The sequence below is a fragment of the Endozoicomonas sp. 4G genome (genome assembly GCF_023822025.1).
Classification (GTDB): Bacteria; Pseudomonadota; Gammaproteobacteria; order Pseudomonadales; family Endozoicomonadaceae; genus Endozoicomonas_A.
In genome coordinates, this window is record NZ_CP082909.1 from 3,435,707 (window position 1) to 3,448,188 (window position 12,482).

Sequence of the window (12,482 nt, forward strand, 5' to 3'; positions counted from 1 at the left end):
CTTTAAGTTCTAAACCATACATGATCTTTTTAACAGACTCTGATCAAGCCTGACACTACTGAAAAAATGCTTTGAGGGTTAGCTCGTGCTCAACAACATCCCTATTGAAAACACATCACCCATGGAGACTCCCACAAGAACACTGATTCTCGACTCAGGTTCTCCAGAAGCAAAGCGACAGGAACTTATTCAATATTTCTGCGAAACCTTCGATACTTACGACTCTCTTTTTGAAACACTGGCCAATGATGAGGCTTACTACCAAAAGGCCATTTCCCTGAGACACCCCCTGATTTTTTACCTTGGTCATACGGCTGCATTTTTTATTAACAAACTGACTGCGGCCAACCTGATTAATGAACGGATCGATGCCGATATTGAGGCGATGGTGGCCATTGGTGTTGATGAAATGTCCTGGGATGATCTCGATGAGAATAACTACGACTGGCCCACGGTTCCCGCCATGAAGGAATACCGCCGGAAAGTCAGGGCACGGGTGATTGATTTTATTGAAACCATGCCTCTGGACATGCCTATTACCTGGGAAAGCCCGGCCTGGCTGATCATGATGGGCATTGAGCATGAGCGTATCCATCTGGAGACCTCATCGGTTCTGATTCGGCAGTTACCTCTGACCTGCGTCACTCCTCACCCGAACTGGCAACCCTGTAAACACTCAGGAGCTGCTCCCCAAAATCAGTTAATTGAACACCCCGGTGGCCACCAGATTCTCGGTAAACCCTTTAATCATGCCCTTTATGGCTGGGACAACGAATACGGTCACTATGAAGAGAGTATCCCTGCCTTCAAGGCCAGCCAGTACCTGGTCAGCAACCAGGAGTTTCTGGAATTTGTCCAGGCTGGCGGCTACCGTGCCGAACAATACTGGACTGACGAGGGCTGGGCCTGGGTTAACTTTGCCAAAGCCGTGCACCCTGAATTCTGGATACCCAGTGGGGAAAATTACCGATACCGGGCCATGCTGGAAGAGACGGACATGCCCTGGGACTGGCCTGTGGACGTCAACTGCCACGAAGCCCAGGCTTTTTGCCGATGGAAGTCCGACATAACAGGTCGGCAAATACAATTGCCGTCTGAAGCTGAATGGTATTGTTTAAGAGACAGCATTGATACCGACCAACCCTACTGGGACCAGGCTCCGGGCAACATCAACCTTGAATACTGGGCATCTTCCTGCCCGGTTAACCAATTCAGGACTGGCGACTTCTATGATGTCATTGGCAATGTCTGGCAATGGACAACGACGCCCATTGACGCCTTTGAAGGTTTCAGGGTGCATCCCTACTACGATGACTTTTCAACCCCCACATTTGACGGTCAGCACAACCTGATCAAGGGTGGCTGCTGGATCTCAACAGGAAACTATGCCATCCGGGATTCCCGGTATGCCTTCAGACGGCAATTCTTCCAACATGCCGGTTTTCGCTACGTCGAATCCACTGCTGAACGAAATACCAGCCAGAACCCCTATGAAACAGATGCACTGGTGGCTCAGTATCTGGAATTCCATTACGGCGAAAACTACTTTGGCGTTGCCAACTTCCCCCAGACCTGTGTCGAGGTTTGCCACAAGCTGCTGAACGACCATAGCGGCACCACACGGGCGCTGGACCTGGGCTGCTCGGTAGGACGAAGCAGCTTCGAGCTGGCCCGCTGGTTCAATCACGTTGACGCTATCGACTTCTCCGCCCGCTTTATCTCTGCGGCCTCCAAGCTTCAGCAGAATGGAAAAATTCGGTACTTTGTGCCTTCAGAAGGTGAATTAGGTGAATATCGTGAAGCCAGGCTGACCGATTTTGCCGATAACATTGATGTCAGTCGTGTGCAGTTTACCCAGGGAGATGCCTGTAATCTTAAAGCCAGGTACAACAACTATGACCTGATCTTTGCTGGCAACCTGATTGATCGACTGCATAACCCTCAGCAATTTCTTTCTTCTGTCCATGAGCGGATTCGTCCGGAAGGGCTACTGGTGCTGACCTCCCCCTATACCTGGCTGGAAGAGTACACATCAAAAGACAAATGGCTGGGTGGAATACGTGAGAATGGTGAAGCCCTGACAACGTATAACGGACTGAAAAGAGTGCTAAGCCAACATTTTGAAGAGATTCAACCACCCATGGATATTGCTTTTGTCATCCGGGAAAGTGCCAGAAAGCATCAGCATACGGTTTCTCAGGCAACTTTCTGGAGAAAAAAGCCTTCTTGAAAAAAGCCTTCTTAAAAAAAGCAGGAGCTTGGTAGTTGCCCTTGCATCAGGCTCCTGCCCCTGCGAAACCCTGTTAAGACCTTCTGTTTTCAATTATATTGCCCGATCAAAACAGCCATTACGGGTTCAATGTGAACAAAAGCAGTTTCCAGTTTGAACAAATTGGAGTGATTCACTCCTGCTACCGACAGAAATTTGGAATTCCCCGCCAGCCAGGCATCGTTACGGCAGCAGAATCAGAGCTGGAACTGCTACCTCCTTACCATCAGGAAAACCTGGTGCGAGGTCTGGAAGGTTTCTCTCACCTCTGGGTTCACTTTATTTTTCACGAAACGATGGATGAAGGCTGGCGCCCGACCATTCGCCCTCCCCGCCTCGGCGGCAAGCAGCGCATGGGGGTTTTTGCCACCCGTTCGACCCACCGTCCCAATCCCATTGGCCTGTCGGTGGTGAAGCTAAAGGGCATCCAGTCCGGGAACGGAAAGCTGAAACTGAGACTGGCCGAAGCCGATCTGCTGGATGGCACACCCGTTATTGATATCAAACCCTACTTGCCCTACGCCGACGCCCTGCCAGAAGCAAAAGGCGGCTTTGCCCCCTTACCGGCCATCATGGCGGAAGTGGAATTTAGCGAAGAGGCTATGATCAAGTGCCTGACCTATGAACGACAGACCGGGCGCTCACTGGTGACACTGATTAAACAGGTACTGGGTCAGGACCCACGCCCTGCCTATCTCAAAGATACCGTTGGCCGCAGACATGGCTCAGCACTCTGGGATGTCAATGTGGTCTGGGAATCCAGGGGCGATCACTTCCTGGTCACCGACCTGGAACCTTATTCACAACCCTGACCTTAGGGTCGTCACAAGGAATTGAAGAATGATTATCCCCCACCAGGAACTAAACAAAGAGACACTGCACAACCTGATCGCCGATTTCGTCAGCCGGGAAGGCACTGACAACGGCTTTGACCAGGATCAGGAAAGCCGTATCCAGCAGATGCTTGGGTTATTGAAATCCGGCGAAGTCTTGATTGTGTTTGATGCCCAAACCGAGAGTGTGAATATTATCCCTGCCAAAGAAGCTCAACATTATGAGGCTATGGTCAACGACTTTTAAAATTAACCTCTGGTTCCCACGTTGGAGCACGGGAACCAGAGTTTTGCGACACGAGCTTTGCGACACGAGTTTTGCGACAAACAGGAAGCCAGGATATAAAACAACAAACTACAGTTGATCCTGGTCAACCAGAGAACTCATTGCCTCTACTCTATATTGGCTTTTTAACCCACTGGCGCATTTCGATGCCAACTGGAGTGCTGGAAAACCGAAACCGAAGGTCGCTGCCAACACCTGACTGGTACGCCTTATCCAGGCCTGCCTGATACGATTTGAAAGATAAAACCAGGTATGGGCAATACCCTGATCCAAAACCAGGGCACCCACACCTATACCTGCTTTCTCCCCTACGGTTAATCCTGCTTTTGTGTCAGTATTATTATTCTTAACCAGAGCATCAGCAGCCGGCATTGCATAAGGTATCTGGGTGGTGGAGAGTAACGTTGTGGATGGAGCACATGTTGTCGTAGTGCAATTACAAGAAACTTCAACACCTGCCTTAGACCACACGTCCACTGAAGCAAATCCCGCTTGATAACTCTTCTCATACAGAGCCCAACAACCTTTTCTTTCGGGGTGTGTAACCGGTATCCAACCCCATGCCTGGTCTCTGTCTTTTAACCCAAAGGCACCCTGAATCATTTTGACATTAGAACAGTAATCAGGGTCAAGGACGCTCCCCATATAATGATCAGGATCCGATGGATTAGCTGAGTCAATAGATAGATCATTGCCAAACTGATCAACGATGCTGTTACAGGTAGAATCGACAAAGCTCAGAATATTTTCTTCGGGCCATAAACTAATAAAGAACAACACACCACTGCTTTTTGGCAATCCGGGAGTTGGGCCATCCGTTTCAGTGGGTACCGATATGACCGTTTTAGTGTTTTTCATAGTCAACCGTACACGCCCTGATTCCATAGGGCATTCAACATTCATTGCTGCACTTTGAAGATCCGTTGCTCTATGTGTGTTTTTCAGAAGATCAAACTCAGAGTGCGTAAAACGATAGATAAAGAGCTCCTCTGTTCCTCTCCCATCAGCATACTTTCTGCAGCCCACGGCCACCGGATCAACCCTCCTTTTATTATCCGCCGGATCCAGTACCACCCTGATGTTGTCCGCAACAAAAATACCTGCACCTCTAAGATCCAGAACACCTGCGGGTCTATGATACAGCGTGGTCGGGGTTGAGCCGGAGTGTGCTGTTGGAGCGGTTGTTGAGGAACCGCTTTTATCCAGAAGGCTTCTGGAATCGATTTCGATATTCGCCAGATAATAGACAGAGTCATTATCGGTTGCCGACATCACGTAATGATTCTGAATACCGCCCTCAATAACAAATTCAGGCAAAATGTTGGCTCCGTTCCCCACGAAAGCCGAATTAACGGGCAAATGAAAGCTCCCTGTACTTCTGCGACTGCCACTGGCAGACTCTGGCAATGGCAACTCATAGACGGCAGGTTGCCCCTTTCCCGGCGATTGCTCTGCATCAAAGATAAACAGGGTCGGATTGACCGTTTCAAACACCTTACGATCGAGCCTTTCGGTTGTTGCCAATATTTTTCTTATTTTGACCGTTTCGGGAATAGGAGTAGCGCCTGGAGTCGTTTCCGGAGAACCTGTTGTTGATAATACCTGACTGTTTTTTTCCCTGATGAGTTTCTTAAGAACTGGTACATGGTGACTGCATACGTCTCTATCGACACCACTGGTTAATTCAGAACAACTTGAAACTTCTGCCACTGTAGAGCTGCCCGCTGAGCGAGCCGTGGTGAAAGCATAACAGGGGAAGGCATAAATAGCTGACAATAAGGCAACTGCTAACCCAGGTTTGAAACTGTTCATACATGCAACTCTGTCTAATGTGTGGGTGATAGGGCCAGACAACAGTCAAACTACATTTTTCTTGGATCGAATAGATTCGGATCCCCCGATAGATCGGTATTTATCAATGGAGCGTGCCCCCCTGCCCTCAATCCATTGATACATTTGGGTACAAGTTGCAGCATCGGAAGACCCAAACCCAATGTCGCAGCTAACGCCTGACTGGTATATCTTATCCAGGCTCGCTTAATATGTTGTGAAAGATGGAACCAGACTTGGGTAACCGCCAGTTCTCCCGCAATGCCAAAACCCACGCCTATTTTCTCCCATGTGGTTAAATTTTCTAATGGTCCTAATCTTTTTGATACTAATGTGCCGGTATGATTCATAATCAGTCTGCTGGTATTACCTTCATCATGAAAAAGCATGGCTGAAGTGTAAGCTGGCTGAGGAGAGACAGTGGATGAAGTGGATGTTGATGAAGCACAATGACATGCAACATCAACCCCTGCTGAAAGCCATGCGCTCACTGAAGCAAATCCTGCTCGATACCTCTTCTCGTTATCGGATGAGCACGGGTGCTGGTCGGGAAATTTAAAGGGTATCCAACCCCATGCCAGCTCACCGTCTTTGAGTCCAAAGGCGCCATTGATTATTTTGATATCAGGACAGTAACTGCTGTCATAGTAGACACTGCCCATAAATTTATCAGAATGCCATGGATTCGCTGAGTTAACGGATAGATCATTACCAGCCTGGTCAACGACGCTGTTACAGGTAGAATCGACAAAACTCAGGACATTTTCCCTGGGCGATAAGCTGATAGAGAACAACACACCGCTACCTTGTGACGAAGCAAGTGTTGGCGTTCTATTGAGTACAGATATGACGGTTTTAGTATTTTTCATGGTCAACCGCACTTGCCCTGTTTTTTGAGAACACCTAACGTCCAGTGCAGCATTGTTATGGCTTAGCGGTCCTTTGACACCATGTAAAAGGCGAAACTCAGAGTTTATAAACCGATAGACAAACTGTTCCTCTGCTCCAAACTCATCATCAGAATCAGTACAACCCAGCTCTACCGATTCAACCCTCGTGCCACTATCCACTGGATCAAGGACCACTTTGATGTTGTCTGCAAAAAAAATACCCGCCCCCCTCAGATACAGAGTACCCCCGGGTCTGTAACGCGGTTTGGTCGGGGTGGTACCGGGATATTCTGTCGCCACTGTCGTTGCTGAACGACTGCGATTCAGGGGGTCTCTGGAATCGATTTCGATATTTGCAAGATAATAGACAGAGTTATTATTGGTTGCCGACATCACGTAATGATTCTTTATGTCCCCCTCAATCACAAACTCAGGCAGAATATCGATGCTATTCCCCACGAAAGCTGAGTTATCCGGTAATTGAAAACTGTTGGTTTTTCTGGCGTTATCCGAAAGGGGTTTTGACATTGGCAGCTCATAAACCGCTGGCTGCCCCTTTCCAGACAATTGCTCTGCATCGAAGATAAACAGGGTTGGATAGATTGTTCCAAAAACCCCATGATCCAGCTTTTTTGTTGTAGCAGATATTTTTCTTATCCTGACGGTTTCAGAAATGGGAGCAGTCACTGAAGGAGGGCTTTGGGTGAAACCTGAGGAAGTCGTTGGGGAAAATGTTTCTTTATTCTTTTCTCTGATAAGAGCCTTAAAAGCGGGTAAATGCTGACTGCACACATCCCTGTCGACTCGACTGACTAAATCGGAACAACTCAAAACCTCCGTCACAGTAGAACTGCCCGCAGCCCCTGCCGTGGTCAAAGCATGACAAGGGAAAGCAAAGATTACTGAAAAAAGAGCAACCGATAACCCGGATCTGGAAGTACTCATAAACGCACACCGTCTAATTTTAAACGTTCAATCAGATGCATCCATACCGTAGTAATCCGTTGTAAGGTCGTCATTTATCCTAGACCGTATATTTCATAAATAAAGGTGAGGTCTTTCCAATAGTCAGTGAGCCGCTTTTAACCCTAATCCTTTCACTATGGATAGGGTGCTCTGTCCAATAAATTTGTAAATTGAATGTGATTTGACTTTTTTGATCTCAATCCACTGACACACTGTGGTATCAACTGCAATGCCGGAAGACCCAGGCCAAATACCAGCGCTAACACCTGACTGGTATGCCTTACCCGGGCCTGCTGGATACGTTTTGAAAGATGGAACCAGGCTTGAGTAATCGTTAAATCTCCAAGAGACAGACCGAGACCGAGATATAGTGGCGTCAATGAGGATGAGTTTTCTGGTACTTCCGATCTTTTTAATGCTGCGCCGGTATTATTCATAATCAGGCTGGTCGAATTACCTGCATCATCAACCAGTATCGGTGCCTGAGTCGTATAGGGCGAAGAGGATGAAGCAGATGAAGTCGATGAAGCAGACGTTGGCATAGTGCAATTACAGGCAACATCAACACCTGCGGCAGACCATACATTCGCTGCAGCATACCCTGCCCGGTAACTCTTTCTGGAGGTGGACGAACAGCTGTCTTGATCGGCGTGATCAAAGGTGATCAAACCCCACGCCAGATCATTGTTTTTTAATCCAAAGGCTCCGTCAATGGTATGAATATCAGAGCAGTGATTAATGTGCCAGATGCCACCTATATAGTGATCGGGATCCCATGGATTAGCTGAGTCAACCGATAGATCATTGCCATGCTGATCAACGACGCTGTTACAGGTAGAATCGACAAAGCGCAGAACGTTTTCTCTGGGCGACAAACTAAAAGAGAACAACACACCGCTGCTTTCTGGAAAAGCAGGTGTTGGGGCATCCGTGGGCACGGTTATAACGGTTTTAGTGTTTTTCATGGTCAAGTGCACTTGGCCTGTTTTTTCAGAGCATTCAACATTCACTGCCGCATTTTGACGATGTGTTTCCCCCTGAATGCCTTGCAGGAGGTCAAATTCAGAGTGTGTAAATCGATAAATAAAATGCTCCCCTGACCCCATATCAGAAGAACGGGTACACCCCAGCTTGACCGGCTTGATCACCCCGCGATTATCCGCCGGATCAAGCACAATCTTGACGTTATCGGCAATAAAGATACCCGCGCCCTTCAGATCCAGAATACCTGCTGGAATATGGGGCTTTGTGGTGGGGGTTGGACCGGACTCTCCTCTGGAGGTTGTTGCTGATGAGCCGCCGGTAGATAAAGGATTTCTGGAGTTGACTTCGATATTCGCCAGATAATAAACAGAGTCATTATCGGGCGCCGACATCACGTAATGCTTCTCTATCCCCCCCACAATCACAAATTCAGGCAGAACATCCGTTCTATTCCCGACAAAAGCCGAGTTCTCCGGTAACCGAAAACTGTTGAGTCCATCGCTGCCACTGGCAGCTTCTGGCAATGGCAGTTCATAAATAGCCTGCTGCCCCTTTCCAGGCACTTGCTCGGCATCAAAAATAAACAAGGTTGGCTGGGAGGTTTCAAAAAGCCCAAGACCCGGCCTTGTTGTTCTAGCGGCTATTTTTATGATCCTGACCGTTTCAGGAGTTGGAGTAGAACCTGTAGAAGCTGTTGTTGGAGATGTCTGGGTGTTTTTTTCCCTGATGAGCTTCTCGAAAACAGGTAAGTGCTGGCGGCACACCTTTTTGTCGATACTACGGGTCAATTCAGAACAATTTGAAACTTCTGTATAGGCAGGGCTACCCGTCGGCTCACCCGTGGCAAAAACAGGACTGGGAAAGGCATAAACTGCTGACAACAGGGCAACCACAAACCCGGATCTGGAAATGTTCATATCGAACTCTGTCTAATTTTTAAACGTTAAAAAACAGAGGCATCCTTACCGTAACAATCCTTTTAAAGGTCAGTGTTGATCGTAGACCATGTGCTCACTGGGGCAAATCCCAGTTGATACTTCTTAAAAATGCCAGCCGGACGACAATAAGCAGTGGCATGACCAACGTCGATCAAGCCCCATGCCTCGTCCCTGCCTTTTAATCCAAAGGCTCCCTGGATGAGTTTAACATCAGAACAGTATTTGCCATGCCAGAGAGTTCCCATGTAGGGAACAGGACCCAATGGATTGACTGAGTCGATCGATAGATCATTGCCAAACTGATCAACAATGCTGTTGCTGGTAGAATCCACCAGGCGCACAATGTTTTCCCTGTGCCTTAAGGTCATGCTGAACAACATACCACTGCTTTGCGCTGATGCCGGTGTTGCTGTGTCCGTTTTGGGAGGTAAGGATATGACGGTTTTCGTGTTTTTCATCGTCAACTGCACTTGCCCTGTTTTTTCAGCACAGTCAACATTCACCGCCGCATTCTGGTCTTGTGTTGGTCTCTGGATACCTTGCAGGAGATCGAATTCAGATCGGGTAAATCGATAGATGAAATGCTTCTCTGTTGCTTTCCCATCAGCCAATCCTTTACATCCCAGCACTACCGGTTTGATCATTCCACCATTATCTACCGGATCAAGCACCACCTTGATGTTATCTGCAACAAAGATACCCGCGCCCGTGAGATCCAGAATGCCTCCTGGTTCATAGGACCCTGTGGTTGGTGTTGGATCAGACTCGCCTGAAGGCAATGTCGCTAATGAATTGCCCGTAGATAAAGGATTCCTGGAATCGATTTCGATATTTGCCAGATAATAGACAGAATCATTATCGCGTGCCAACATCACGTAATGAAGCTTTCTCTCCGAGTTAATAACAAACTCAGGCAGAATATCAACTCGGTTCCCTACAAAAGCCGAGTTATTCGGTAACTGAAAACCATTGACTCTTCTTCCAGGCTCTGGCAATTCATAAACAGCGGCCCGTCCATTGCCAGACGATTGTTCTGCATCAAAGATAAATAAAGTCGGATGAGTGGTCCTGAAAACCTCTTGATCCAGCCGACTTGTTGTAGCGGATATTTTTCTTATTCTGACGGTTTCATGAATTGGCGGAGTACCTGAAAAACTAATAGAGAACGTATTTTTGGGAATACCGGGGGAGGCTGTTAGAGAAAGTCTTTCTGAAAATGACTGACTGTTTTTTTCTCTGATCAGATCCTTAAAAACCGATAAATGATAATTGCACACACTCCTGTCAACAGGGCTGGCTAATTCATAACAATTTGCAACCTCTGTATATGCGGAGCTACCCGTTGACTCAACTGTGGCAAAAACACCACTGGCAAAGGCATAAACTGCTGACATCAGGGCAACCGCAAACCCGGATCTGGAAACATTCATAATCGAACTCTGTCTAATTTTTAAACGTTAAAAAACAGAGGCATCCTTACCGTAACAATTCTTTTAAAGCTGAGTGTTTATCCTAGACCAGATATTTGATAAATAAAGCCGAACTCTTTGTGTAAGATTTATCCGCCGCCTTCAGGCGACGGGCTATTAACAGAAAAACTACGGCTGAGCCGGGTCTACTGCGCTGTCTGGTATTTGGTTTGTCAATAAAGAGTGGCCAGCCCCCCTTCCTCTCAAGCCACTGATGCACCCTGGTATCAGCTGGACTGCCGGAAGACCGAAACCCAATGTAGCAGCCAACGCCTGATTCACATACCTGATCCGGGCCTGCCTGATCCGTTTTGAAAGATGGAACCAGCTCTGAGTAATGAGCTGATCCATAAGCACGCCAATACCAATACCCATGCCTATTTTATGCTCTTTCGTTAACCCTTGAGTACTGTTAATAACCAGAGCATCTGCAGAAGGTGCCTGAGCTGTAGTATATGAAGGAACTTTGCATGAAGTAGGTGACATGGATGGCGTGCAGGTTGGCAGGCAACGACATGCGACATCATCAACCCCAGTCGCAGACCATTCACTCACTGGTGCAAACCACAGTTGATAACGCTTAGCCACCATAGACGAACAGCTATGCAGATAGGTGTGTTTAACGATTACCAGGCCCCAGGCTTCGTCCCAGTCTTTTAATCCAAATGCCCCCTGAACCGTTTTTATATCAGAACAGAAAGTACTACCCACAGCACCTCCCATATAGTGATCAAGATCCAATGGATTTTTGAAGTCGACTGCTAAATCATTGCCAAGCTGATCAACGATACTGTTACAGGTAGAGTCGACCAGATGCAGAACGTTTTCTCTGGGAAATAAATTAAGAGAGAACAACACACCGCTGCTTTCTGTCGAACGGGGTATTTCCCTCACTTCGGGCACTTTCAGGACTGTTTTAGTATTTTTCAGAGTCAACTGCACTTGCCCTGTTTGCTGATAACAGTCAACATTCAATGCCGCTTTTTTACGGTCTGTGGGTTTTTGTAGACCCAGCTTGAGATCAAACTCAGAGTGCGTAAAACGATAAACGAAGTTTATCTCTGCTCCCCTCCCGTCAGCATAATCTGTACATCCCAGTTGTACCGGTTTAACGTCCTCCTGATTATCCTCCGGATTCAGTACCACCTTGATGTTATCCGCAACAAAGATGCCCGCTCCCCTCAGATCCAGAATGCCTGCTGGCATATAAGTCGGTATCGTTGGGCTTGGTCCGGGGGATTCTGTGGCCGTTTTTGCAGATGAACTGCCCGCATCGAAAGGTCTTCTGGAATCGATTTCAATATTGGCCAGATAGTAGACAGAATCATTGTAAGTTGCCGACATCACGTGATGCTTATTCATACCTCCCTCAATAACAAATTCAGGCAAAATATCTGCCCTGTTCCCCACAAAAGCGGAGTTAGCTGGCAACTGAAAACTGTTGACGACCCTGTAAGCACCAAAGCTTTCTGTCAATGGCAATTGATAGACAGCCGGTTGCCCCTGTCCCGGCGATTTTTCAGCATCAAAGATAAACAACGTTGGATGGGTAGTTTCAAAAACCTCATGAGTCAGCTTTGCCGTTGTACTCGATATTTTTCTTATTTTGACTGTATCAGGGATGGGTGATGGTGTTGGAGAAGGGGTTGATGAAGGGATTGATGAAGGAGCTGATGAAGGAGCTGATGAAGGAGCTGATGAAGGAGCTGATGAAGGAGCTGATGAAGGAGCTGATGAAGGGGCTGATGAAGGGGTCGAAGAATTACTTAGAGAAATATTTGAGGAAGTAGTGGGGAAAGAGGTTGTTGAAGGTATCTTGCTGTTCTTTTCCCTGATGATAGCCTTAAAAACAGGCAAATGATGATCGCACACTTCCCTATCGTAACAATTGGTCAGTTCAGAGCAACTTGAAACTTCCGTCACTATAGAGCTGCCCGTTGAGTGATCAGAGGCAAAAACATGACCATGGGAGCCGTACATTGCTGACAATAGGGCAACCACCAGAACGGACTTGGAA

Annotated in this window: 9 protein-coding genes; 4 read left to right on the forward strand and 5 right to left on the reverse strand. The window is 47.4% G+C overall.

Annotated elements, in window-relative coordinates; all coding sequences use genetic code 11:
- The first annotated feature begins 85 nt into the window (after positions 1 to 85).
- From ovoA to K7B67_RS13410, 3 genes are all read left to right on the forward strand, one after another.
- Positions 86 to 2,230, forward strand: coding sequence for a 5-histidylcysteine sulfoxide synthase (gene ovoA, locus K7B67_RS13400; protein ID WP_252176361.1), 2,145 nt, complete (start codon positions 86 to 88; stop codon positions 2,228 to 2,230).
- 131 nt (positions 2,231 to 2,361) lie between these two features.
- The gene (gene tsaA / locus K7B67_RS13405; protein WP_252176362.1) at positions 2,362 to 3,081 is read left to right on the forward strand and encodes a tRNA (N6-threonylcarbamoyladenosine(37)-N6)-methyltransferase TrmO; all 720 of its coding nucleotides are present in this window, start codon (positions 2,362 to 2,364) and stop codon (positions 3,079 to 3,081) included.
- Positions 3,082 to 3,109: 28 nt separating this feature from the next.
- Complete coding sequence (locus K7B67_RS13410) at positions 3,110 to 3,349, forward strand: YheU family protein (RefSeq protein ID WP_252176363.1); 240 nt, start codon at positions 3,110 to 3,112, stop codon at positions 3,347 to 3,349.
- A 108-nt stretch (positions 3,350 to 3,457) separates the two neighbouring features.
- On the opposite strand, the gene K7B67_RS13415 is transcribed toward K7B67_RS13410, so the two are convergent.
- From K7B67_RS13415 to K7B67_RS13435, 5 genes are all read right to left on the reverse strand, one after another.
- Positions 3,458 to 5,164 carry a hypothetical protein gene (locus tag K7B67_RS13415; protein WP_252176364.1) on the reverse strand — a complete coding sequence of 569 codons (1,707 nt, stop codon included), beginning with the start codon at positions 5,162 to 5,164 and terminating at the stop codon, positions 3,458 to 3,460.
- A gap of 86 nt (positions 5,165 to 5,250) precedes the next feature.
- Positions 5,251 to 6,636 carry a hypothetical protein gene (locus K7B67_RS13420; protein WP_252176365.1) on the reverse strand — a complete coding sequence of 462 codons (1,386 nt, stop codon included), beginning with the start codon at positions 6,634 to 6,636 and terminating at the stop codon, positions 5,251 to 5,253.
- Between the two features lie 572 nt (positions 6,637 to 7,208).
- Positions 7,209 to 8,975 carry a hypothetical protein gene (locus K7B67_RS13425; protein WP_252176366.1) on the reverse strand — a complete coding sequence of 589 codons (1,767 nt, stop codon included), beginning with the start codon at positions 8,973 to 8,975 and terminating at the stop codon, positions 7,209 to 7,211.
- 62 nt (positions 8,976 to 9,037) lie between these two features.
- Positions 9,038 to 10,390, reverse strand: coding sequence for a hypothetical protein (locus K7B67_RS13430; RefSeq protein WP_252176367.1), 1,353 nt, complete (start codon positions 10,388 to 10,390; stop codon positions 9,038 to 9,040).
- Positions 10,391 to 10,594: 204 nt separating this feature from the next.
- Positions 10,595 to 11,827 (reverse strand): hypothetical protein, encoded by a 1,233-nt coding sequence (locus K7B67_RS13435; protein WP_252176369.1) that lies wholly within the window; start codon positions 11,825 to 11,827, stop codon positions 10,595 to 10,597.
- 259 nt (positions 11,828 to 12,086) lie between these two features.
- Here K7B67_RS13435 and K7B67_RS13440 point away from each other — a divergent pair, with 259 nt between their 5' ends.
- Positions 12,087 to 12,326, forward strand: coding sequence for a hypothetical protein (locus K7B67_RS13440; protein ID WP_252176370.1), 240 nt, complete (start codon positions 12,087 to 12,089; stop codon positions 12,324 to 12,326).
- The last annotated feature ends 156 nt before the right edge of the window (positions 12,327 to 12,482 follow it).

What these genes read in the sequence shown, in the direction of transcription:
- K7B67_RS13410 (WP_252176363.1), top strand. Translation starts at nt 3,110, where the DNA reads ATGATTATCCCCCACCAGGAACTAAACAAAGAGACACTGCACAACCTG.
- K7B67_RS13420 (WP_252176365.1), bottom strand. Translation starts at nt 6,636, where the DNA reads ATGTCAAAACCCCTTTCGGATAACGCCAGAAAAACCAACAGTTTTCAA.
- K7B67_RS13425 (WP_252176366.1), bottom strand. Translation starts at nt 8,975, where the DNA reads ATGAACATTTCCAGATCCGGGTTTGTGGTTGCCCTGTTGTCAGCAGTT.
- K7B67_RS13430 (WP_252176367.1), bottom strand. Translation starts at nt 10,390, where the DNA reads ATGTCAGCAGTTTATGCCTTTGCCAGTGGTGTTTTTGCCACAGTTGAG.
- K7B67_RS13435 (WP_252176369.1), bottom strand. Translation starts at nt 11,827, where the DNA reads ATGAATAAGCATCACGTGATGTCGGCAACTTACAATGATTCTGTCTAC.
- K7B67_RS13440 (WP_252176370.1), top strand. Translation starts at nt 12,087, where the DNA reads ATGGGTGATGGTGTTGGAGAAGGGGTTGATGAAGGGATTGATGAAGGA.